Source organism: Nonomuraea sp. NPDC051941 (genome assembly GCF_044593615.1).
The window spans coordinates 35888-58483 of the sequence record NZ_JBIUCF010000070.1; the positions used below are offsets into that span (position 1 = coordinate 35888).

The following is a 22596-nucleotide window of genomic DNA, read 5'->3' on the forward strand; positions in this document are numbered from 1 at the left end:
TTTATCTAGTACCTTGATTGGCGTTGGCCAGCTAATGGGGTTTGTGGTCGAATTGCGCCGGAGCTTGCCCGTGCTCGGTCAGTGGCGCCGGAGCTTGCCCGCGTTCAGTCAGCGACGTGGCTGAAGTCTCCCGAGGCAGGCCGTCCGGGGGACGCTTGCCATCGGTAAGGACAAAGATGACCCAAGTTGGTCGTGCCGGCGTTCCCGTTCTGCAGGAACGGTTCGTGGCCGACGAGAAGTCACCGGAGCAGGCGTCGGTGGAGCAGGTTCCCGCTCATGGGAACCCGATGGCGTTGCGGAACTGGCGGGTGCGAACCCGCCTCATCACGCTTATCGCCATTCCGACCCTGGTGGCCGTGGTCCTGGGCGCGCTGCGGGTCGGCATATCGATCAGCAGCGCGGAGCAGAATCAGCGCATCAGCAATGTGGGCTCCTTGGTGACGCAGCTCGGCGAGCTGTCCCGCGAAATGGCGCTCGAGCGAGACCTTTCGGCGTACTATGTCGCCTCCGACAGGGAATCGGCGCAGTTGGAGCGGCTCACGGCCCAGCGGCGGATCGTCGATGCCAGCGTGCAGCGTACGAACGCGACGGCCGCGGAGGTCGAGGACTCACTGTCCGATCTCGGTCGCAGGAAGCTGGCCCTCGTCCGCATCAGGCTGACCCAGCTCGCCTCGCTGCGTGCCACCGTGTCCGGGCAGAACGCGCAGCTGCCGCCGCTCCCGACGATGGAGAAGTACTCCGAGGTCATCGCGGAGATGCTGCAACTGTACGACGAGGTGGGGCAGGGCTCGACGGACGAGCAACTGATCTCCACCAGCGCCGCGCTGCGAGCCGTCGCCCGATCGGAGGAGGAGGCCGCCAAGCTGCGAGGCCTGTTGACGATCGCGCTTGTCAAAGGGTCGTTCGAAGAGCCCGAGCGCAAGGCCTTCCTCGACGCCCGCTCCAACCGCGAGAGCGAACGCGCCTCGTTCCGCGCCGTGGCCACGCTGGCACAGCGGCAGTTCCACGACAACACGGTCGCCAGCGTGGAGGTCGGCCGGGGCGAGTTCTACATCAACAGGGCCGTGTTCCTCGCCAATGCCGGCCTGCCCCTGCGGCGGCTCGACACCTCGACTTCCGACGACGTCACCCTGTGGTTCAACGCCATCAGCGACACCGTCGACCGGCTGCACACCGTTCAGCGGGCGTTGCTGGAGCAGGTCGGCACCCGAAGCGCCGACATTCAGTCCAGCGACCGGTCCGCGGCCACGCTCAACATCATCATCCTCGCCGTGCTGCTGCTCCTGGTCCTCGCCATCACCGCGGTCATGGCCCGCTCGCTCGTCCGGCCGCTCAGGCGGTTGCGCAGGGACGCGCTCATGATCGCCAGCCAGCGGCTCCCCGAGCTCGTGCGGCAGCTGCGCAACAGCGAGGTCGACACGAAGGCGATACACGTGCCGCCGATCGCCATCTCCTCCAAGGACGAGATCGGCGAAGTGGCGCGGGCGTTCGACGAGGTCCACCGTGAGGCGGTCCGGCTGGCGGGCGAGGAGGCCCGCCTGCGCGCCAACGTCAACGCGATGTTCGTGAACCTGTCACGCCGCAGCCAGACGCTGGTGGAGCGGCAGATCACCCTCATTGACGGGCTGGAGCAGGGCGAGCAGGACGAGCAGCGGCTCGGCAACCTGTTCAGGCTGGACCACCTGGCCACCCGTATGCGGCGTAACAGCGAGAACCTGCTGGTTCTCGCCGGCCAGGAGACGCCACGCCGCTGGAGCAAGCCCGTCAAGCTGGTCGACGTCGCCCGCGCCTCGCTGTCGGAGGTCGAGAACTACGAGCGGGTCATCCTCCAGGTGCCCGACGGCGTCGCCGTGGCCGGCCAGGCCGTCAACGACATCATCCACCTGCTCGCCGAGCTTGTGGAGAACGCGTTGTCGTTCTCGCCGCAGGAGGCCCAGGTGACGGTGTCGGGCAGCAGGATCGACGGGGGCGGCATGATGTTGTCGATCACCGACTCCGGCATCGGCATGACCCCGGACGAGCTCACCATCGCCAACGACCGCCTCATCGACGCTCCCACCGTGGACGTGTCGGTGTCGCGGCGCATGGGCCTGTTCGTGGTCGCGCGTCTGGCCCACCGCCACGGCGTCCGGGTGCAGTTGCGCCCGCACGAATCCGGGGGGCTCACCGCGATGATCCTCATGCCCGAGGCGATGCTCGCCGCGCAGGCGCCTAGCTATCCCGGCGGCTCCGCCGAGGCTGTCCCCACCCCACCGCAGTGGGGGTCGTTCCAGATGGGTCCGGCCCATCCTTCGTACCCGTCCAACCCGTCCGGCGCCTGGCTCACGCCGTCGGAGAGGCCGGGGGGATCCGGCGGCTGGCCGTCCTCCGACACCGGCTCGTACGCCGTCGCCGACCCGTGGACGCCGCCGAGGAGACCGTACGACCCGCCGAGCCAGGAAGCGATCTTCCCCAGGCGTCCCAACCTGGGCCTGCGCGGCGGCATGGACGACGCGCCGCAGCGGCCGTCCGGTTATGACTTCCCCGACACGGCGTCGGCGTCCACCGGTCCCATTCCGGCCGCCAAAGCAGCCTCGGACGAGTATCTGCCGATCTACGCCTCGATCGAGTCGGCGTGGTTCGAGCAGGGAGTCAGCTGGGGGGCGGCCGACGCCGGATGGAACGCCGCCAAAGCCGCCGCCGTGGAGCCGGTGCGCGACGGCGAGACCGCGACCGGGCTGCCCAAGCGGGTGCCCAAGGCCAACCTGGTGCCGGGCTCGGTCACCACGGCCTCCACGCCCCAAGATGTCCCGCCGATGCCGTCCGTCTCGGCGGACCGGGTACGCAGCCGCCTGTCCAGCTTCCAGCAGGGGTACCGGTCCGCTCGCGACGACATCAGCATGGGCAGGGCCGCCCCTGACCCGAAGCACAGAGGACAGGGCGCATGAACGACGTGAGCTACATGGCGTACGAGGTCGACTGGCTGATCAGCGAATTCGTCGGCATCGTTCCAGGAGTCGTCCACGTCGTTCTCTTCTCCGCCGATGGCCTGCCGTTGGCGACGTCCTCGGGCTTCCCCGTCGACCGGGCCGGCCGACTGGCCGCGATCACCTCTGGGCTGGTCGGCCTGTCGGTGGCCGCGGCCTGCGCCCTCGACGGGGGTGGGGTCGTTCAGAGCATGGTGGAGATGGCGAACGGCATGATGCTGGCCACCATGTCGATCGGCGAAAGCGCTTGCCTGGCCGTGCTCTCCGAGCCCGACTGCGACGCGGCGCTTGTCGCGTACCACATGACGCTCATGGCGGACCGTGCTGGTCAGGTGCTGACTCCCGCCGTACGCGAACATCTGCGCACCAGCCAGATCAGGTGATGCGGACGTGTGACCAGGACGCGGGCGATCACCGCTTTCCGGTATCCCTGCCGACCGCTGAAGCAAGTTTGTATGCGCCACCGTGAGACGCTGCTTCCTATTTGCCGAAGCTCGAGAGGAAGAGTTACCAATGCGCACGCGCCTGGTCATCGAGCGACTTGATCGGGTACCCGTGACCGTGACGATGGTCCCCGGATTGTCCATGCTCGCGCTGATCTGCGATGCGCTTGCGGGCCGGGACAGGGGCGCCCCCGAACGATGGCGGCAACTGGTGCGCTCTGCCGCGGTGGCACCCGACGGAATGGTGGTGGATTCGCTCTCGGCACCCGGCTACACCATATTTCCCGATGTCGCGTTCCCCGGAGACTTCAGCCGAGATCTGGACGTTCCCACGCAGCTCGAAATGCTTCGCGATCTGTCGCCCGACGCGTTACAAACAGAGCTGGACTCCATCACCGACGGGAGACCGCCGCCCCACTGGCAGCCCGCGATGAAGCACCCTCGCCGTTGGCTGCACGGATTTGCCGACCTGCTGGGGCAGGCATGGTCCGCCATGTATCCGGAATGGCAGCAGACCCGCGCGCTGTTCGATCGCGAAGTCGAGCGGATCGCCGTGGCCAGCGCCCGAGGAGCACTCGATGTCGTGCTCAATGACGTGCACGCCGACTGCACTTTCAGTGAGGGCGCGCTGAGCGTCCCCGACTATGGTCCCGACGAGTTCTCCATCGAGTCCAGGGGCCTGGTGCTGATACCCATGCTCGCCGGGCCGGACGCGCTCATCGTCCGTTTCGACGGCCCGGACGCCGTCTGGATCGGCTATCCCCCGCCGTACCTGACGGTGCCCAGGCCGAAGGACACCGAGGAGCAGCTCCAGTTCCTCTTCGGCGACGCACGGGCGACCATCCTGGCCAGCGTCGACCAGCCGATGTCGATGGGCGTTCTGGCCAGGCGCATCAAATGTCACCCCAGCGTGATCACCTACCACTGCAAGCGCCTCGAATCGGCGGGGCTGGTCACCCGGCGGCGCGACGGCAGGGAGATCTACGTCCACCTGACCAGGCGCGGCACGGCCCTTCTCGATCTCTTCACCTCCTGACCCCGGATCGACGGCGTCGGCACCGCGGCCTCGGTCTCGGCCCACCGCCTGCGTGGCCGCCCCGGCACGAACCCGCACCATCGATGTCGCGCGTGGCGGGTGAATCCTCTGGCGGGTCCGGCGCCTCTCATATGCGTTCCGTCATCGACGAAGGAGAGGTTGTCGTGATCGTAGCCGTGGGAGTCGCGGTCGCCGTCGTACTCATCTGCACCTGTAGCGTGGTCGTGCTGCGGCGGAGGAGGCGTACGCGTGGCTGAGACGACGACCTGGCCGGACGAGGCGGTGATCGCGGCGGCCCGCGAGGGCGACGCCGAGTCGATCGCCGCGCTGGTGTCGGGCGCGCACCCGCACGTGCGGCGCTTCGCCCGCCACCTGTGCGCCACGCCGGAGGACGCCGAGGACGCGGCGCAGGAGGCGTTGATCGTTCTCTATCGCAAGATCGGTACGCTGCGCGCCACCGGCGCCCTGGTGTCGTGGATGTTCCGGATCATCCGCAACGAATGCGTACGCAGGGCCAGGCTGGCACTCCGGCCACCGCCTCCCCTCCACGGCGCCGCCATGCGGTCCGCGGAGGAAGAGGTGTTCGAGCGGCTGGAGGCGGCGCGGGTGGCGGCGGCCATCGCGGCGCTGCCGGCCGACCAGCGGCAGGTGCTGATCATGCGGGACGTCCAGGGCCTCAGCGGCCGGATGACCGCCGACGCGCTGGGCCTGAGCGTGGCGGCGATGAAGTCGCGCCTGCACCGCGCCCGCGCGGCCGTGCAGGACCGGCTGGGCGAGGGGGTGTGCGATGACTGACGGACACGAGTTCGCCAGCGCGTCACTGCCTCGGCACCTGGCGCGTGGCGTGGTGGGGTTCGGGGCGTTGATCGGCTCGGTCGCGCTGATCCCGGTGATCGGGCCGGTCAGCCTGGTGCTGGCGCCGGTGGCGCTCCTGGCCTTCCGCGGGTGCCCGACGTGCTGGCTGATCGGCCTGGCGCAGACCGTCTCGATGGGACGGCTGCGGCGGTCGTGTACGGACGGCGTGTGCGAGCTGCACGTCGCCAAGCGGACGTAGCCGGCCTCTCCGGGAGATCGGGGGAATCGCCCCGAGGCGTCGGCAATGATCGATAACGTGCCAGGATGAGTGATGCGTTTCCTCGGCACGTGCTCTGCGTGCTCGGCGCCGGGCTGGACCTTTCGGAGATAGAACGGACTGCGGCCGGCTTCGGCGGTTTCGTCCTCGACCGCGAATACTCCGAGGCCGAACCCGACCCTCGGATGCCGGAGGCGTTCGAGGCCAGTATGGCGGCGGCCTCGTTCGACGAGGCGGACTGGGCCGCAGTGGAGTCCCACGACACCGTCGGCTACCTGCTGTCCGCGCCGATGATGCAGGAGCTGGCGTTCGACACCTCCCGGCGGCTGCTGGCGGTGACGGCCGCGCTGCTGCGGTCCGGAGCCACGGCGGTGAAGAACGAGAGCAGCGGGATCGCGCACGGCCGGGACCGCTGGCTCGCGCTGGCCGATCGAGCGGCCGACGCCACGGACGAGGCCCTGGCCGACGCGCTGGTCAGGGCCTGGGTGCAGCGACCGCTCCACGACGGTCAGGTGCTCTACAGCTGCGGCATGCACCTGCTCGGCGCGCCCGATGTGGAGATCGAGGTCGGTGCGGAGCTTCCGGCGGAGGACAGGCTGGCCGAGCTCGTCGCGCACCTGGACACGCTCGCCATCTACCTGCTGACCGATCCGCGTGCGGAGGAGATCGAGGACGGCGCCGGGTTCCGGATGGCCGAGGACGCTCCGCGCTGGTTGCTGCGCACCGGCGCGTGCGACCGTTATGACGAGGACGATCTGTTCTTCAACCCGTACGGATACGTCCGGCTGACTCACGCCGACTGACGGACGCTCGATGAGGTCACCCACGGCTCCGCCGGACGGCTACGAACAGCCCTCCGACGACGTACCAGCCGGGACGGCGGCGCATGTATCCGAAACGTCCATGGTTCAGCCGATGGCCAGGCGGAAGCGGTCGCCGAGGTCGGCGAGGCGTTCGACGGGTTCGTTGGCGAACACGAGCCGCAGGTAGTGCCCGCCGCTGGGGCCCCAGCCGTCCATGGGGGTGGCCGCGACCTTCGCCCGCTCGAACAGGCGCCGGGACAGTTCGGCGGGGGTCAGCTCCAGGGGTCTGGTGTCGATGAGGAGTGACCATCCGCCGTGCGGCCGGACGACCGGGTACGCGGCGAGCCGGCGCAGGACCGTCTCGCAGCGCCGTTGCCACTCGGCGGTGGCGGCGGCGACGTCGGCAGCGGCGTCCGGCGCGTCCAGCGCGGCGGCCACGGCGTCCTGTGCCAGGCCGACCTGGCAGACGACGTTGGTCAGGCCCACCAGGCGGATGTCGGCGACGATGTCGGCGGGGCCGGTCACCCAGCCGACGCGCCAGCCGATGAGCCGCAGCTCCTTGGAGGCCGAACCGACGGTGATGGTGCGCCGTACCAGGCCCTCGTGGGCCGCCGGGTGGCTGGGAGGGCGGCCGTCGAAGCGGATGCGTTCCATGGCCGCGTCGTAGATCAACCAGGCGTCGTGGCGTTCGCAGGCGTCGGCGAGGGCGGACCAGTGGCGGTCATCCAGGACGAGGCCGGTCGGCATCGCCGGCCCCATCATCAGGACCGCCGCCGTGTCGGGTCCGACGGCGTCGGCGAGCTGTCCGGCGTCGACGGTCCAGCCGTCCGCGGTGGGCCGCGCGGGGACGAAGCGGGGGATGCCACCCGCGAGCCGGACCCGGTTGACCAGGCCGGCGTATATGGGGTCGCACAGCACGACCTCCTGCCCGGGCTCGACGGTCGCCAGCAGCGTGTTGAGGATGCCGTTGAGCCCGCCGGCCACGCTGACGCATTCGGTGTCGGCGTCGTAGACGTGCCCGGAGATGCGCCCGACGTGCGCTGCGGCGGCCGCGCGAAGCGAGCGGCGCCCCTGGAACGGCAGATAGCTGTTGGCCGCGTCGTCGTCGACGGCGGCATGCGTGGCGGCGATGGCGACGGCGGGCGGCCGCAGGTCGGTGTCGAGGTTCTCCAGCCGCAGGAACTCCGGGTCGCCCACGGCGTCGGCCGCGTCGCCGACGGCGTCCACACCGATGCCCGGGATGTCGCGCAGCCGTGTCACCGTCATCTCGCCTCCAAAACCATTCTATTGGTACGTCCATACCACTATGCTGATACGCATGGAGCTCGCGCAAGTGGTGGGGACGAACGTGCACCGGCTGCGTACGGCGGCCGGGATATCGCTGGCCGACCTGGCGTCCGCCGGCGGCATCAGCAAGACCACGCTGCACGGCATCGAGCAGGGCCAGGGCAACCCGACCCTGAGCACCCTGTGGGCCCTGGCCACCGCGCTGAAGGCGTCCCTCGGTGAGCTGCTGGAAGCGCCCGCCTCGACGGTCGAGGTGGTACGCGCCGACGACCGGCGGCCGCGGGTCGAGGGCGACGCGGTCAGCGCGCGTCTCCTGCACCGCATCAGGGTGCGCGGCACCGTGGAGGTCTACGACATCGCCGTCGCCGAGAGCACCCAGCACTCCGACGCCCACCTGCCCGGCGTCGAGGAGTGCCTCGTGCTCACCCACGGAAGCGTCACCACCGGACCCGCCGATTCCCCCACCGACCTGGTCGAAGGCGATTCCATCCGGTTCGACGCCGCTCGTCCGCACCTGTACCGAGGCCACGCCCCGGACAATCGTGCTGTGCTTCTCATGGTCCACCCGGAGGGCTGACCCGCTATGACCGTCCCCGATGTGTCCGAACTCCGTGAAGGCTCACGCCGGCGAGCCGCCGACCGCCCCCAAGGCCCCGCACTGGCCAGCGTGGAAGACCTGCACGGGCCGGACGGGCTGCCGCTGCGCCACTACCGGCCCTCCGAACAGGCCAGGCCGCTGATGGTGTTCGCCCATGGCGGCGCCTTCGTCATCGGCGACCTGGAGACCCATGACCGCACCTGCCGGCGCATCGCCCACGCCTGCGACGTCGAGGTGCTGGCCATCGACTACCGGCGCGCGCCCGAGCATCCGTACCCGGCGGCCGTCGAGGACGTGACCGCGGTGCTGCGCTGGGCCCGCCCGGCCGCGGTGGCCGGCGACAGCGCTGGCGGCCACCTGGCCACCATGGCCTGCCTGCGGCTGCGCGACGCCGGCGAGCCGGTGCCCGACCTGCAGATCCTGATCTGCCCCAACACCGACCTGACGCTCTCCCAGCCCAGCATCGTCGGCAAGGGCTCCGGCCACTCGCTGGACGCCGACTTCCTCGCCTGGGCCGTCGAGCTGTGGACGCCCGACCCCGCCGACCGCGTGCCCGCCAGCCCGCTGCTGGCCGCAGACCTGTCCGGCATGCCGGACACCCTCATCGTGACCGCCGAACACGACGCCCTGCGCGACGAAGGCGACGCCTACGCCCGCCGGCTGGCGAAAGCCGGCGTCCGCGTAACGCACCGGCAAGAGCCCGGCCTGGAGCACGGCTTCATCCAGAACATGGACCTGACCTCCGCCGAGGCGGCCGCCGCGCACGAGCGGCTGTTCGAGGACATCAGGACCCTGACGCGCCGGGCCCGGTGATCAGGGGCAGATCTTCCGGTACGGCAAGCCGGGCAGATACTCCTGCCACTCCGCGCGCGTCAGCGAGCGCCCGGCCCGGGCGCAGACGGCCGCGGCCGTGCGCTCGGGATCGACGGAGACCGCGCGCAGCACACCCGCCTCGTCGAGGGTACGGAGCACCGCGCCACCGGCTCCGAACCCGGCCGTCATCAGCGGCTCGTCCGCCCCTGCGAACGACGGCCCGAGCTTGCGAGGCGTGATGGGGTCCCAGAGCTGAACCTCCCCCTCAGTGAGGGACGCGGCCACGTCGCCCGTCCGGGAGAAGACCAGCTGGATGATCCCGATGATGTCACCGGGGTACGGACGCAACGTCGGACCACGCCTCTTACCCGTGCGCAGATCCCAGAACGCGAGCCTGCCCGACTGGCTGTAGGCGGCGAGGCTCGCCCCATCAGGACTGAAGGCGATGCTCCTCAAACCGCTGCTCAGCCCTCCTGGGCCGAAGGCGGGGCCGACCGGCTGCCCGGAGGAGAGATCGATCAGGTGGTTGGCCGAGTCGCTCATCGGAGCGATGATCGTGCTGCCCGGCCGGAACACGATGCCCATCAGGTAGTTCGTGTCGATGGGCCGCAACCACTTGTGATGCGGCACGTCCCAGACGAAAAGCCGGTTTCGGGATGCGCCGCTGGTATCGGTGGCGGCGATCGCGACAAGCGTCCCGTGCTCGTTCACGGCCACGGCTTCCGCCATCCACTCACCCGGCAACTGGGCCCTGGTCACGCGCGACGGCTGCGCGGTGTCCCACATCTCCAGCGGCTTCCCCATGCCGCTGAAGGCCGCCAGCAGCCGCCCGTCTCCGCTGAACGCGAAGCCCAGGGTGCCGTCCCCGATCCTTATCTTCAGGGGCGATCCCAGCGGGCGGAGCTTCTCCGCGTCCCAGAGCACGAGCTGCTTCGCCTCGTACTGGTGCGTGGCGAGGAGTCGTCCATCAGTGCTGAACACAGCGGACTCAGGGGCGTGGCCGGGCAGCCGCGTGAGGTGGAGGACATCGGAGATGTCCAGGCCCACCACGGTCTCGTCGGTCAGGTAACGCAGGGTCGTGCCGTCGAAGCCCACGCTCTCGGGTGCGCTCCGGTAGGAGAGCACGGTGTTCCCGTCCGAGACCCGGACAAGCTCAAGGTTGTTGTTCTTCCTGACCACGAGGTAGCGGCCGTCCGGGCTGAACCACATTCTGGTGTCGCCGTAGCCGTTCCCCCCGAGCGCCGGCTGGCCGGCGAGGTCGCGTCCCGTGTGCGCGTCGACGAGGGAGACCCCTGAACCGGTGGCGCAGGCGATGGTCCGCCCGTCCGGGCTGATGGCCGCCGTCCACACCTCATTGGCGCAGCCGTTCGAGCGGGGCCATGGTGCCACCGGTTTCCCGCTCGGCAGCCTCAGCAGGCTGAACCGGCGCATGACTCCCCCGTTCACGACCAGGTCGTTGGCCAGGGTGACGGAGGGTTCGAGCATGCCGTCCCCCGCCTCGATCTCCGCGCCGGTCCGCGTGTCCCAGAGGCCGCCGGCCTGGGATCCCAGCACGTTGACGTACCGGTCGCCGGTCTGGAACTTGACCCCGTTGAAGTTTTCCGGCATATCGATCCTGCGTCTGGCTCCGGTCTGCCTGCCGGTGCTCGTGTCCCAGACATGGATCTCATCGCCCGCCGCCACGGCCAGCAGCCGGCCGCTGGGGCTGAGGCCGGCGCCCAGGAACTTCTCCCCGCCGATCTTCAGGTCGTCCCAGCCGCCGGTCTTCCTCCCGGTCCGCAGGTCGTAGATCCGCACCCCCTGCGGGGACACGCTGACGAACGTGCGCCCGTCCCTGGTGATCTGCCGTACGGTCTCCGCGCCCGAGTCCGGGTCGGAGAACGCCGAGCGCTCGCGCTGTGCCCAGGCGTTCTGCAACGTCGCCCGCGTCGCGGTGACCGGGGCCAGCCGCCAGGCGGCGACGCTGAGCAGCATCGCCCGTACCGGGTCCGCCGTGCGCATCGCGTCGGCCTGGGCCGCCACCTTGCCCGCGACCGCCTCGTCCCGCTGCGCGGCGACGATCCTGCTCTGCTCCGAGATGACGAGGCTCTGCCGTACGGCGACGGCGCCGCCGATCAGGGCGAGGACGAGCAGGGCGGACAGGGTGACGGTGAGGAGGCGGCGGCGCCGGATCCGGTGGCGGGTGGCGGCGTTGCAGGCGTCGAGGAAGTCGCGTTCGAGCTTGCTGAGCGTGAGATGGCGGCGTCCGGTGGCGGCCCAGCGCAGGGCCGTCTCCAGACGGCTGCCCTGGAAGACGTCGCCTTCACGGCGCCCGTGGGTGTTCCAGTGGCGTGCGGCGGCGCGGATCAGGTCGTGCGTGGGCAGGCCCTCGCGCTCGTCGCCGACCCAGGACCGCAGCCGCGGCCAGGCCTGTAACAGGGCGGGCCGGGCCAGCGCGACGTCGTCGCCTCGAACGGCGATCACGTAGGAGAAGACCTCCAGGACCCGTTCGAGCGCGGCCCGCTCGTCCGGTGTCCTCGCCTCGAACAGCTCCTCATGCGACGCGGTGCGTACGGTCACCTCACCTGCGTCGGTGACGGCCACCATGCGCAGGAACAGGTCGGGCACCAGGTCGCGTTCGCCGGGGCTGAGAAAACCGTAGGCGTCCTCCGCAAGCGTGCCGAGGGCGGGATCGGCGGCGGCTCCCCGGCTGAGCAGCCCGGCCTCGGCGCTGCCGACGGTCAGCAGGTCGGCCTGCCCGCCCTGGAACCCGCTGATCAGGCCGAGCAACAGCTCGCGCGCGGTAGGCCGGGCGAGTGGGTCCTTGGCCAGCGCCGCCGAGACCAGCGGCCGCAGCGAACGAGGCAACACCGAAAGGTCGGGTTCGGCGGACAGGACGCGGTGCATGACCGCGCCCAGGCTCTCGGCCCGGAAGGGGTCGTCGCCGTTGGCGGCGTAGAGCACGATCGCACCCCAGGAGAACACGTCGGCGGGAGCACCGGCACGCTGGCCGGTGAACACCTCCGGCGCCATGTACGTCGGGGTGCCGGCCACCAGACCAGTGGCGGTCAGCGACATCTCCAGGGTCCGCGCCACCCCGAAGTCGATGACGCGCGGACCGTCCGGGCCCAGCAGCACGTTGTCAGGCTTGAGGTCGCGGTGCACGACGCCGGCGTCATGGATCGCGGTCAGCGCCGTGGCCACCACGGTGGCCAGGCGGTGCAGCTCGTCGCCGCTGAAGCGGCGCCCGTCGGCGACGGCCTGACGCAGGCTCGGCCCTTCGACGTAGTCGCTGACGATGTACGGCTTGGGCGCGTCCAGATCGACCGCCAGCACGCGTGCCGTGCAGAACGAGGCCACCCGCCGGGCCGCCGTGGCCTCCTTGCCGAAGCGCGACCGCAGATCCGGATCGCCGGCGGCGTCACCGTGCAGCACCTTGATGGCCACCCGGTCGCCCTGCGCGTCGTACGCCTCGTAGACCACCCCCTGGCCCCCGGCGCCCAGCCGCCCGGCCAGCCAGAAGTCCCCCAGCCGAAGAGGATCCCCAGGCAGCAGGGCCGACGCCATCTGATCACCCCGTCATCTCGGATCTTCTACGTCCTTAGATGCGGCCCCCGCGGCGGAAGTTGTCCTTCGTCGATCACCCGGCGGCGCCATGGTCGGGGAAGAGTCCCTGAAGGAGCGTGTAGCCCGGCATGCGTTCGGCCGGACGCACGCTCACGGTGAACATCTCCGGCTCGTCGAACACCGGCTCTCCGTTCGGGCGGCGTGCGTACGGGACGCGCCCGTAGTCCACCCCGTCGCTCTGATCGAAGCTCATCCAGGTGATCGCCTCCTGCTCCCCTTCGAGCAGCGGGAGGTTGGAGACGGCCCGGCTGAAGACCTTGTCCGGCGTGATCACCCATACCTGGGGGACCGCGAAGATCCATCGCGTCGCGGCGATCTCCTGGGCCCTGGTGGCGGCTCGATTCTCGAAGTCCGTGGCCGACTGCTGATCGCGAAGGTAGTCGTAGTCGCTGAGCACGAGTTGGCGTTCACCCTGGAGCGCGACGATGGCCGGGCAGTCGCGGGCGAGGATGCTCTTCTCCAGCCGGCCGATCACGTCGAAGAGCAACGTGGCCGTCTCGTCGTTCATCACGTCCTCCGAACTTCGCAGTCCCCCACAGATCCTGCCATGACGCAATGAGATGGATCTCTCAGCGGAGGGCGTCTTCTCCAGGGGGACGGGTCTGCCCGGTGAGCAGCGATCGAGTGCGGGCCGGTGCCGACGGAGGCAGGTCGGCGAGGACATCGGCGAGCGAGACCCCGGCCAGGCTGCCGCGCCACACCCGATGCGCCTCGGCCATCTTCACGGCGAGGATGCAGGCCTGCCGGCACTCCTCGGCCGGAAGCGCGCCGCGGCCCTGCCTGCGGATCTCGCGGCATTCGTACGGAGCGGAGGCGCCGTCCACCGCCTCCACGATCTGCAGCAACGTGATCTCCGCGGGCTCGCGCGCGAGCCGGAACCCGCCGCGCGGCCCTGTCGTCGCCGACAGCACGCCCGCCTTGACGAGCGACTGGAGCTGCTTGGCGAGGTAGGGCGCGGGCAGGTCGTAGTAGTCCGCCAGCTGGGCGGCCGATGCGGTGGTCCCCGGTTCGAGCTGCGCCAGCGAGGTGGCGCAGTGCAACAGCCATTCGGTGCTTACAGGCAGCTTCACGATCGGCAGGATATCGTGGATATTGCGGACCTGTTTAGTCCGAGATATGGTCCTGGTTGATCGTGGACAAGGAGTGATCATCATGCGGATCGCCGTCGCCGGCGCGACCGGCAACATCGGTTCCCTGACCGTGGCCGCCCTCGAACGGGACGGGCACGACGTCGTGCGCATCAGCCGTTCGCTCGGCCTGGACCTGCTGACCGGTGACGGGCTCGACGACGCCCTCGCCGGGGTCGAGGCCGTCATCGACGTCACCAACGGGCCGGAGGGGGATCGGGCCGAGACGGTGGCCTACTTCGCGGCGGCCACCCGTAACCTGCTCGCCGCCGAGGAACGGGCCGGCGTACGCCACCATGTGCTGCTGTCGATCGCCGGGGTGGGCCGGATCGACGGCAATGCGCACTACGCAGGCAAGCGGGAGCAGGAACGCCTGGTGACTGCGGGCCCGGTGCCGTGGACGGTCGTACCGGCCACGCAGTTCCATGACTTCGCGGAGATGGTGGCCGGCTGGACCGAGCAGGACGGCGTGGCCACGGTCGCGCCGCTGCTCATGCAGCCGATCGCGCCCGCGGACGTGGCCGCCATCCTGGCCGAGATCGCGGTCGGCGAGCCGCAGGGACACTACGTCGACGTCGCGGGGCCCGAGCAGCAGGACCTCGTCGACATGGCCCGGCGTACGCATCGGGCGCGCGGCCGGGAGGTCAAGCTCGTGCCGACCTGGTCGGGCTTGTTCAGCCAGGAGATGGCCGGCAACGTGCTGCTGCCGGGCGAGGACGCCCGCATCGCGCCGACGACGTTCGACGACTGGCTCCAGGAGCAGAAGTGACCCGGGTCAGGGCTGGACGGCGTTTCGGGCCTTGTGCATCGGGAGCATGTCGAAGATGCTGATCACGCGCGTGATCTTGCCGTTCTCGACAGTGAAGTAGTCGATGCCGCGGAAGTCCTTCAGCAGCGGGGTGTCGGTGGTGTACACGGTCGCCGCGTTCGTGTCGTTGCCCAGGACGTCGATGACGGTGGCGCTGACCAGCGAGGTCGCGAACGGCTCGAGGAACCCGCGGTAGCCCTCCACCCCCTCGAACGTGCCGGTGGGGGCCTCGCACACGACGTCGTCGGCGAGGAGGCTCAGGGCCTTGTCGATGTTCTTGCTGGTCCACGCGCGGACGAAGTCGTCGGCGATCTGCTGGGCGAGCCCGTTGGTTCCGGTCACAGCACAGTTCCTTTCAGAGACGCCGCCCCCGGTGGGCGGCCCGTCTACCTGCATCTTCACGGGGATATATGTCAGGTAGCGTCATATACCTTTGAAGACGTGAGATCCGAGCGCCTGCTGTCGATCATGCTGCTGCTGCAGACCCACGGGCAGCTGCCGGCCGGTGACCTGGCCGAGCGCCTGGAGGTGTCGGTCCGCACCGTCATGCGCGACGTCGAGGCGCTGTCGTCGGCCGGCGTGCCCGTCTACACCGTGCGCGGCCCCCACGGCGGCATCGCGCTGCTGCCCGGCTACCGCACCAACGTCACCGGCATGACCGCCGACGAGGCCCGCGCCCTGTTCGTGCTGATGTCCGGTCACGCTCACACCGAGCTGGGCCTGGGGCAGGCCCTCGGCTCCGCGCTGCGCAAGCTGATGGCCGCCCTGCCCGCCCCGCACCGGCCCGACGCCGACCTGGCCAGCCGCCGCATCCTCATCGACCCCGTGCGCTGGCGCGGCGGTCCGGCGCGCTCGGCGACCGGCCCCGCCGTCGACCTGGCCGTGCTCCAGCAGGCCGTCTTCAACGACCGGCGGGTGCACCTGCGCTACCGGCACGGCCGCGACAACCGCGTCCGCTCCTACACCCTCGATCCGTACGGCCTGGTCAACAAGGCCGGCGTCTGGTACCTGGTGGCCGACCACCGTGGCGAGCCCGCACTCTTCCGAGCCGACCGGGCCCTGTCAGCCGGCATCCTCGACGAGCCCGTACGCCGCCGCGACGGCCTCGAACTGGCCGACGTCTGGGACGGCCTGCGCCGCCACATCGACGAGATCCCCGCCCCGCTGCCCGTCACGGTCAGCGTCCACCGGGACATCCTGTCCAGATTCCTGCGCATCCACGGAGCCGACCTGGCCGGCCCCCCTCCCGCGACCGACCAGCGAGCAGAGCGAGTGCACGTCGAACTGCACTTCCGCTCCCTGGCCGCGGCAGAGGTGCTCCTGGCCTTCGGCACCGACGCTGAAGTCCTCGCCCCGGCCGAGCTCCGCCGGGCCCTGGCCCGCAAGGCGGCCGAAGCCGCCGCCCGCTACAACTGCTCATAACGGTGGAAACCGCTGGTACGCCACACCGCTCCCGACGAGGTCACCGCGAACGCCTCCAGCTCGTCCTGCTCCTCCACCCACTCCCGCGCCGCGGAGCCCATCGCGAACGCGGCGGTGGCGTAGGCGTCCACGGTGGTCAGGTCGTACCCGACGAGGGTGAGCGAGGCCAGCGCGGTGGCGGGGGCGCCGGTGTGCGGGTCCACGATGTGGTGCCCGCGTTCGGCGGTGCCGGAGGTGGCGACCGCCAGGCCGGTCCCCGAGACGACGGCGGCCAGCGCCCCGGGCCGCAGCGGGTCGGCGATGCCCACCCGCCACGGCCGGTCGGGTTCCGGCGATGAGCCGAGGCGGACGTCGCCGCCGCCGTTGACGCTGTGCCCCCGCGCGCCCGCCGCCGCCAGCAACGCCGAGGCGTGCTCGATGGCCCAGCCCTTGACCAGCGCGGACGGGTCGAGCCGGCCGCCGGGCATGAGCGTGAAATAGCCGCCGGTGTCGCGCTCGACCTGGGCGCAGCGGGCCAGCACGCGGGCGATCTCGGGCGGGCAGCTCTCCGGGGCGATCTCGCCGCGGCCGAGGCGGCTGATCGGGCTGCCGGGCCGGTACGTGGAGAAGAGGGCGTCCACGTGGTGCAGCCAGGTCACCGCCTCCTCGATCGCCGACGTGATCCGCTCGGACGCCTCGTGCCGGACGTCGAAGGAGAACACCGTCCCCATGACGTGCTCGACGTGCCGGATCGTCACAGCCCCGCCCGGTCGATCGCGCTCTGCAGGGAGCGGGCGTAGCCCTCGCTGGTGTAGGTGGCACCGGACACCGTGTCGATCTGCGCGCTCTGCGCCGACAGCGCCTCCTGGGTGAGGATCGGCAGTGCGGCGTCGTTGATCTCGATGTCACGGCGGTTGCCGTCGGGCGCCTGCAGTACCTGGACGTCGGCGATCTTCCCGCCGGACACGGTGATCGCGACCTGCACCGGGCCCCAGCGGGTGTCGGCCGAATCGCCGGTCACGGTGGTCCCCTGAGCCGGCGTGGTGTCCTGCGCCGGCGTGGTGCCCTGAGCCGGCGTGGTGCCGGACTGCTTCTGGGCCAGGGCGGCGGGCGGCTGGGCCGCCTGCGACACGTCGTGCGGCTTGAACGACAGCAGCAGCACCAGGCCCACGGCAGTGGCCAGCACGGCGAGCAGTGCTCTACGGATGGGCATTTATCGTCGTACTCCTAGAACTCGAAGGATTCGTGATGGATGTGCCGCCGGGGTACTCCGGCGGCCCGCAATGCCTGGATCGCGGCCCGGGCCATCTCGGCGGGGCCGCACACGTACACGTCGTGGTCGCGCAGGCCGGGCACGACCCGGGCGAGCACAGCCGCGTCGAACGGCCCGCCGGGGCCGCGGGGGCCGGTCGAATAGTGCAGGTTCGCGCCCCGGGCGACGGCGATGTCCTCGAGTTCCTGCCTGAACACCAGGTCGGCCTCCCTGCGTGCCCGATAGAGCAGGGTCAGCTCGCCGGGAAGCGACTCGAACAGGGCACGCAACGGGGTGATGCCGACGCCGCCCGCGATCAGCAGCACCTGCCGGCGGGAGCGCAACCGGCCGGTGAAGGCCCCGTACGGTCCCTCGGCGAAGACCCGCGTCCCGGGGCGCAGCCCGGCCAGGGTCGCGCTGTGGTCGCCCAGCGCCTTGACCGTGATCCGCAGCCCGCCGGCGCCGGGCGGGGCCGACAGCGAGTACGGGTTCGCCGACCACCACAGCCCCTTGGCCAGGAAGCGCCAGCGGAAGAACTGGCCGGGCTCGGCGCGCAGCCGTTCCAGTCGCCGGCCGGTGACCTGGATGGAGATCACGCCGGGGGCCTCGGCGGTCACCGCGGCCACCCGCAGCCGATGCCGCAGGAACAGCCGGACGGGCCCCAGGAGCCGGTACCAGACGACGAGCGCGGCCACGCCGAGATAGAGGACATACCAGGCGACCTGGGCGGCCCGGTCACCGGCGAACTCCGCACCGGTGGCGAGTTGGTGGCCGAAAGCCAGGTAGGCGGCGACATAGGTGTAGAAGTGCAGCAGGTACCAGGTCTCGTAAGCGATCCGGCGGCGGGCGGCACGGGCCGAGATCGCGCCGATGCCGAGGAGCAGCAGGCAGGCCGCGGTGGCCTCCCACATCTCGGGGAAGGTCACGACCATGGTGACGGCCTCGTCCGCCATGTGCTGCCCGTCGGCGATCGCGTACCCCCAGATGACCGACAGCACGTGCGCGGTCATCAGGCCGACGACGTAACGCCCGCCCATGGCGTGCCAGCGGGTCAGCCGGTCGGTGCCGACGCCGTGCTCCAGCGCGGGCACGCGCGCCATCAGCGCGATCAGCATCGCCATCGCGTAACCGGCCAGCAGGCCGGTGATTCGCCCGGCGTTCGTGAGCCAGCCGGCGGCGCCGACCACCGCGGACGTGTCACGCCACCACAGCGCGACGACCGCGACCGCGCCCAGGCCGATCAGGGCGAGCACCGGGCCGGGGCGGGCCACGAACCCGGTGGACCTGACCTGCGGGGCGGTTCGGGATGGTACGTGCGTGATGGTCACACCGTTCTCCTGCTTCTTCGGGAACGGGACCCACCGTGCCAAGCGAAACTCTGCGTTCCTTCTGAACGGCCCGGGACGGAGGTGCTCTCAGAGGATTTTCAGAAGATTTCGGTATGAAATGGACATGGAGGTGACCGTGTCGGTGTTGCTGCGTCCTGACGGTGCGCCGATCCGCGTGCTGGTCGTGGACGACGAACCGGACATCGTCGAGGTGCTGGAGACGGTGCTGCTCCAGGAGGGGTGGCGGGTCCGCGCGGCTGGCGACGGCATGACCGCGGTGCGGGCGGCGGAGGAGTTCGTGCCGGACGCGGTGGTCCTGGACGTGATGCTGCCCGATCTGGACGGCCTGGAGATCATGCGCCGGATCCGCGAGCGGCTGCCGGAGGTGTGCGTGCTGTTCCTCACCGCCAGGGACGCGGTGGAGGACCGCGTGGCCGGGATCACCGCCGGCGGCGACGACTACGTGACCAAGCCGTTCAGCCTGGACGAGGTGCTGGCCCGGCTGAACGGGCTGCTGCGCCGCGCGGGGATGGCCCGGGCCGGGAACGGCACGCGGCTCGTCGTGGCCGATCTCGTCATGGACGTCGAGGCCAGGGAGGTGACCAGGGCGGGGACGTTGATCGACCTGACGCCGACCGAGTTCGACCTGCTGCGGCTGCTCATGCTCAACCCGCGCCGGGTGCTGAGCAAGACCCAGATCCTCGACCACGTCTGGTCCTACGACTTCGGCGGGCAGGCCCACGTGGTCGAGCTGTACGTCAGCTACCTGCGCAAGAAGATCGACGCGGGCCGCGAGCCGCTCATCCACACCGTCCGCGGCGTCGGCTACGTGCTCAAGCCGCCCGCATGAGCCGCCTCCTGCCGCGCACGCTGCGGGGCCGGCTCGTCGCGGGGGTCCTGGCGCTGCTGGCGCTGGCCTGCGCGGCCGTCGGCGTCGCGACGTCGTTCGCGATGGACCGCTTCCTGATGGGACGGGTCGACCAGCAGCTCGCCACGATCGGCGGCAGGTACGCGGCGAGCCTGGAGCACGGTGACCGGAGCGGGGGCGACACGCGCAGCCAGGCGCCGGGCACCTTGGGGGTGCGCGTCGCCGGCGGCGTGATCACTCAGGGGGCGGTGGTGACCCCGTACGACGACGATCGGGCGCGGCTCGCCGGCGGTGACCAGGCCGTCCTGGCCGCGTTGCCGGCCGACGGCGTGCCCAGGACCGTGTCCCTGTCGAGCCTGCACGAGTACCGGGTCGTCGCCGTACCGGGCCGCGACGGAGACGTGCTCATCACCGGTCTGCCGCTGCACGAGGCCGAGGAGACCTTGAGGCGCATGCAGGTGTTCGAGGTCTTCATGTTCGGCGCCGCGCTGGCCGTCACCGGCGTCGCCGGCGCGGTGTGGGTCAGGCTCGCGCTGCGCCCCCTGGAACGCGTGGCCGCCACCGCCCGGCGGGTCACCCGGCTGCCGCTGGCCAGCGGCGAGGTGGCGCTGACCGAACGGGTGCCCGACACCGATCCGCGTACCGAGGCCGGGCAGGTGGGGGCCGCGTTCAACAGCATGCTGGGACACGTGGAGGCGGCGCTGGCCCGCCGGTACGCCGTCGAGCAGCGGCTGCGCGCGTTCGCCGCCGACGCCAGCCACGAGCTGCGCACCCCGCTCGCCGCGATCCGCGGCCACACCGAGCTGGCCCTTCGCGGCGCCGAGCCGATGCCCGAGGGGGTGCGGCACGCGCTCGACCGCATCGACGCCGAGTCCGGCCGGATGAGCGAACTGGTCGCCGACCTGCTGCTGCTCGCCCGGCTGGACGCGGGCCGGCCGCTGGCGCGGGACGAGGTGGATCTCACCAAGCTGGCCATCGAGTCCGTCGGTGACGCCAGGGTCGCCGCGCCCGCCCACCGCTGGCGGCTCGAACTGCCCGAGGAGCCGGTCACCGTCCAGGGCGACCCGTCGCGGCTGCGCCAGGTGATCACGAACCTGCTGACCAACGCCGGTACGCACACCCCCGAAGGCACGGCGATCACCCTGACGGTACGACAGGCGCCGGGCGCGGCGGAGCTGACGGTCGCGGACGGCGGGCCCGGCATCCCGGCGGACATGCAGGAGGAGATCTTCGAGCGCTTCTCCCGCGTGGACAAGGGGCGATCGCGCGCTTCCGGCGGCACGGGGCTCGGTCTGGCGATCGTCAAGGCGGTGGTCGCCGCGCACGGCGGCACGATCGGCGTCGAAAGCCGCCCCGGCCGCACCGCCTTCCACCTCCGCCTGCCCGACCCCGGGCAATAGCGGGTGTCATGCGGAAAATGAGAGGCAAGCGAGCGGAGTGATGGCCTACCGTGCCGCGAGTGACGGATCTGCTTCCCCCGGCAGTGCTGGACGCGGTGCTGGGCCACCCGGGAGGCTCGCTCGTGTCGTGCCGGAGCGAGCCGGTCACCGGCAGCTCAGGGGCCGCCACCGATGCCGTGACCAGGCTGTCCGGCCAGGCACGGCTCGGCCGGGACCAGGTCTCCTTCACCGTGATCCGCAAATCCTGCCGGCCGCTGACCACCGGACGACACGCCGCCGGAGCCGCCGACCCCCGGCACTGGGCCAACTGGCGGCGGGAACCTCTCGCCTATGCCAGCGGGCTGCTGCCGAAGGGACCGGGCCTGGCCGCGCCCCGCTGCTACGGCGTCATCGGCGACACCGTCTATCTCGCCGACGCCGGCGCCACCCCGGAAGCTCCGCACGTGGCCGCGCACCGGCTCGGCCGCTGGCAGGCCGACGTCGCCGTCCCCGACGTGCCGTGGCTGTCCGGCCACCAGCTCGCCCAGCGGATCGCCGTCAGTGACCTGAGCTGGACCGGCATGGACGTTCCCGCACCTATCCCGGCGTTGTGGCAAGAGCGCCACGACCTGCTGGAGCGGCTCGACCGGGTGCCTCGCGTGCTCGTGCACGGTGACTTCTCCCACGGCAACCTCGTCGCCGCCGCCGACGGCGCCGACACGGTGGCGCTGGACTGGGCGACGTTCGGGGTGGGCCCGGTGGGCGCCGACCTCGCGTCACTGGCGCTGACCACCCTCGGACGCCATCTCACCGACTACCTCGACGGACTGGCCGGCCGCTTCGACGCCGCCGACGTCGAGCTGGGCTACCGGGCGACGCTCGCACTGACCGGAGCCGGTCGCATCCACTGGATGATGTCGCGCGGGATGAGGCCTCCCGCCGGCTATGTCGACTTCGTCACCGCCGAAGCCACCTCACGCCTATGCCCGTAGTGCCCGTCGCGCCGTGCGGTCGACGGCGGGGGTCTGGACGTCCGGCCCGGTCTCGCCGCCGTACGTGGCGATCTTGTACTCGACGGCCGTGAGGGAAAGGGTCAGCTCACGGATCCGGCGGCGGATCGTGTCGCGATGCTCGATCAGCAGGTCGAGCCGCTCGGGCACCGTGTGCTCCCCGGCATCGACGAGCGAGATGTAGTCCTGCAGGTCACGCATCGCCATCCCGGACAGCCGCATCCGGGTCAGGAACACCAGCCGCCGCACCGCGGCGCCGTCATAGACCCGATGACCGTTGCAGTCCCGGCCCACCTCGACCAGCCCGGCCCGCTCGTAGTAACGCAACGTGTGCGGCGAGATCCCGAGCAGGTCGGCGACCTCAGCGATCGCCATCGGCTCGGACATCTCGGCCGGCTCGGTGAGGGAGTGGATCGCCTCGACCGACATCGGGCCGTCGTCGCCGAGCGTTGCGAGCGCCCTGGTCATCAGATCGTCGGTGGCCATGACCACCAGCCTAAATCGGCCGGACCGATGCCGGGACGTCCGGGAAGTCGGCGCTGCGGGCGGTCTCGGCCCACCGCTCGACCTCCTCCAGGCCACGCCGGTACGCCCCTGAGATCCGCTCGACCGCCTCGCGCCCGAGCGGCAGCCGCAGCGGCACCTGCTCACCGTGCGCGAGGGACACGATGATCTCGGCCGCCCGCACCGGGTCGCCCTCCTGGCGGCCGTCGGCGCCGGCCATGTCCGAGCGGACGGCGGCCAGCAGCTCACGATAGGTCTCGGACGCCTCCACGAACTCCAGCGTCTCACCCGCGTG

22 protein-coding genes and 1 pseudogene are annotated in these 22596 nt (G+C 71.0%); 13 read left to right on the forward strand and 10 right to left on the reverse strand.

All coding sequences use genetic code 11. The annotated features are described in order from the left end of the window. Positions 1–176 precede the first annotated feature (176 nt). The 6 genes from ACIHFD_RS61050 (at position 177) to ACIHFD_RS61075 (ending at position 6320) form a co-directional block, all read left to right on the forward strand. The gene (locus ACIHFD_RS61050; protein ID WP_397374800.1) at positions 177–2927 is read left to right on the forward strand and encodes a nitrate- and nitrite sensing domain-containing protein; all 2751 of its coding nucleotides are present in this window, start codon (positions 177–179) and stop codon (positions 2925–2927) included. After that, entirely contained in the window at positions 2924–3349 is a 426-nt protein-coding gene (locus ACIHFD_RS61055) for a roadblock/LC7 domain-containing protein (protein WP_397374801.1), read from the forward strand. The genes ACIHFD_RS61050 and ACIHFD_RS61055 overlap by 4 nt, the downstream gene beginning before the upstream one ends. Before the next feature lie 82 nt (positions 3350–3431). Further along, positions 3432–4445 carry a MarR family transcriptional regulator gene (locus ACIHFD_RS61060; RefSeq protein WP_397374802.1) on the forward strand — a complete coding sequence of 338 codons (1014 nt, stop codon included), beginning with the start codon at positions 3432–3434 and terminating at the stop codon, positions 4443–4445. A 249-nt stretch (positions 4446–4694) separates the two neighbouring features. Further along, complete coding sequence (locus tag ACIHFD_RS61065; RefSeq protein ID WP_397374803.1) at positions 4695–5240, forward strand: RNA polymerase sigma factor; 546 nt, start codon at positions 4695–4697, stop codon at positions 5238–5240. Next, positions 5233–5499 carry a hypothetical protein gene (locus tag ACIHFD_RS61070; protein WP_350724289.1) on the forward strand — a complete coding sequence of 89 codons (267 nt, stop codon included), beginning with the start codon at positions 5233–5235 and terminating at the stop codon, positions 5497–5499. Before ACIHFD_RS61065 ends, ACIHFD_RS61070 begins: the two co-directional genes overlap by 8 nt. 65 nt (positions 5500–5564) lie before the next feature. Next, positions 5565–6320, forward strand: coding sequence for a hypothetical protein (locus ACIHFD_RS61075; protein WP_397374804.1), 756 nt, complete (start codon positions 5565–5567; stop codon positions 6318–6320). Between the two features lie 105 nt (positions 6321–6425). On the opposite strand, the gene ACIHFD_RS61080 is transcribed toward ACIHFD_RS61075, so the two are convergent. Further along, on the reverse strand, positions 6426–7586 hold the full coding sequence (locus tag ACIHFD_RS61080) for a pyridoxal phosphate-dependent aminotransferase (RefSeq protein WP_397374805.1): 1161 nt from the start codon (positions 7584–7586) through the stop codon (positions 6426–6428). A gap of 52 nt (positions 7587–7638) precedes the next feature. Here ACIHFD_RS61080 and ACIHFD_RS61085 point away from each other — a divergent pair, with 52 nt between their 5' ends. Together ACIHFD_RS61085 and ACIHFD_RS61090 are read left to right on the forward strand one after the other, a co-directional pair. After that, positions 7639–8184: a helix-turn-helix domain-containing protein gene (locus tag ACIHFD_RS61085; RefSeq protein WP_397374806.1), complete on the forward strand. Its 546-nt coding sequence runs from the start codon at positions 7639–7641 to the stop codon at positions 8182–8184. Positions 8185–8205: 21 nt separating this feature from the next. Continuing rightward, positions 8206–9018: an alpha/beta hydrolase gene (locus ACIHFD_RS61090; protein WP_397374807.1), complete on the forward strand. Its 813-nt coding sequence runs from the start codon at positions 8206–8208 to the stop codon at positions 9016–9018. Here ACIHFD_RS61090 and ACIHFD_RS61095 read toward each other — a convergent pair whose 3' ends face one another. The 3 genes from ACIHFD_RS61095 to ACIHFD_RS61105 form a co-directional block, all read right to left on the reverse strand. Further along, the gene (locus ACIHFD_RS61095) at positions 9019–12564 is read right to left on the reverse strand and encodes a WD40 repeat domain-containing serine/threonine protein kinase (protein ID WP_397374808.1); all 3546 of its coding nucleotides are present in this window, start codon (positions 12562–12564) and stop codon (positions 9019–9021) included. Positions 12565–12637: 73 nt separating this feature from the next. Further along, positions 12638–13132, reverse strand: coding sequence for a hypothetical protein (locus ACIHFD_RS61100; RefSeq protein ID WP_350724303.1), 495 nt, complete (start codon positions 13130–13132; stop codon positions 12638–12640). 61 nt (positions 13133–13193) lie between these two features. Further along, the gene (locus tag ACIHFD_RS61105; protein WP_397374809.1) at positions 13194–13694 is read right to left on the reverse strand and encodes an RrF2 family transcriptional regulator; all 501 of its coding nucleotides are present in this window, start codon (positions 13692–13694) and stop codon (positions 13194–13196) included. Between the two features lie 82 nt (positions 13695–13776). Here ACIHFD_RS61105 and ACIHFD_RS61110 point away from each other — a divergent pair, with 82 nt between their 5' ends. Further along, positions 13777–14520 (forward strand): SDR family oxidoreductase, encoded by a 744-nt coding sequence (locus ACIHFD_RS61110; protein WP_397374810.1) that lies wholly within the window; start codon positions 13777–13779, stop codon positions 14518–14520. A 6-nt stretch (positions 14521–14526) separates the two neighbouring features. On the opposite strand, the gene ACIHFD_RS61115 is transcribed toward ACIHFD_RS61110, so the two are convergent. Beyond that, on the reverse strand, positions 14527–14901 hold the full coding sequence (locus tag ACIHFD_RS61115; protein ID WP_350724309.1) for a nuclear transport factor 2 family protein: 375 nt from the start codon (positions 14899–14901) through the stop codon (positions 14527–14529). A gap of 99 nt (positions 14902–15000) precedes the next feature. Between ACIHFD_RS61115 and ACIHFD_RS61120 the strand changes: the two genes are divergently transcribed. Further along, a complete protein-coding gene (locus ACIHFD_RS61120) occupies positions 15001–15981 on the forward strand; it encodes a helix-turn-helix transcriptional regulator (RefSeq protein WP_397374811.1) in 981 nt (326 codons plus the stop codon). Here ACIHFD_RS61120 and ACIHFD_RS61125 read toward each other — a convergent pair. From ACIHFD_RS61125 to ACIHFD_RS61135, 3 genes are read right to left on the reverse strand one after another with little or no spacing between them, the layout of a single operon-like run. Further along, positions 15966–16718 carry an FAD:protein FMN transferase gene (locus tag ACIHFD_RS61125; RefSeq protein WP_397374812.1) on the reverse strand — a complete coding sequence of 251 codons (753 nt, stop codon included), beginning with the start codon at positions 16716–16718 and terminating at the stop codon, positions 15966–15968. The two genes, ACIHFD_RS61120 and ACIHFD_RS61125, sit on opposite strands and share 16 nt — an antisense overlap. After that, complete coding sequence (locus tag ACIHFD_RS61130) at positions 16715–17173, reverse strand: FMN-binding protein (protein WP_397374813.1); 459 nt, start codon at positions 17171–17173, stop codon at positions 16715–16717. The genes ACIHFD_RS61125 and ACIHFD_RS61130 overlap by 4 nt, the downstream gene beginning before the upstream one ends. Positions 17174–17187: 14 nt before the next feature. After that, on the reverse strand, positions 17188–18540 hold the full coding sequence (locus tag ACIHFD_RS61135; RefSeq protein WP_397374814.1) for a ferric reductase-like transmembrane domain-containing protein: 1353 nt from the start codon (positions 18538–18540) through the stop codon (positions 17188–17190). A gap of 124 nt (positions 18541–18664) precedes the next feature. Here ACIHFD_RS61135 and ACIHFD_RS61140 point away from each other — a divergent pair, with 124 nt between their 5' ends. The 3 genes from ACIHFD_RS61140 to ACIHFD_RS61150 are packed head-to-tail and all read left to right on the forward strand — an operon-like array spanning position 18665 to position 21779. Continuing rightward, entirely contained in the window at positions 18665–19390 is a 726-nt protein-coding gene (locus ACIHFD_RS61140) for a response regulator transcription factor (protein WP_355212073.1), read from the forward strand. Next, positions 19387–20808: a HAMP domain-containing sensor histidine kinase gene (locus ACIHFD_RS61145; RefSeq protein ID WP_350724320.1), complete on the forward strand. Its 1422-nt coding sequence runs from the start codon at positions 19387–19389 to the stop codon at positions 20806–20808. Before ACIHFD_RS61140 ends, ACIHFD_RS61145 begins: the two co-directional genes overlap by 4 nt. 59 nt (positions 20809–20867) lie before the next feature. Continuing rightward, the gene (locus ACIHFD_RS61150) at positions 20868–21779 is read left to right on the forward strand and encodes a phosphotransferase family protein (RefSeq protein ID WP_397374815.1); all 912 of its coding nucleotides are present in this window, start codon (positions 20868–20870) and stop codon (positions 21777–21779) included. Here the strand turns inward: ACIHFD_RS61150 and ACIHFD_RS61155 are convergent. Together ACIHFD_RS61155 and ACIHFD_RS61160 are read right to left on the reverse strand one after the other, a co-directional pair. Further along, complete coding sequence (locus tag ACIHFD_RS61155) at positions 21768–22283, reverse strand: MerR family DNA-binding transcriptional regulator (RefSeq protein WP_397374816.1); 516 nt, start codon at positions 22281–22283, stop codon at positions 21768–21770. The two genes, ACIHFD_RS61150 and ACIHFD_RS61155, sit on opposite strands and share 12 nt — an antisense overlap. Before the next feature lie 10 nt (positions 22284–22293). Continuing rightward, a pseudogene (locus ACIHFD_RS61160) lies at positions 22294–22596 on the reverse strand (hypothetical protein); the annotation flags it as partial.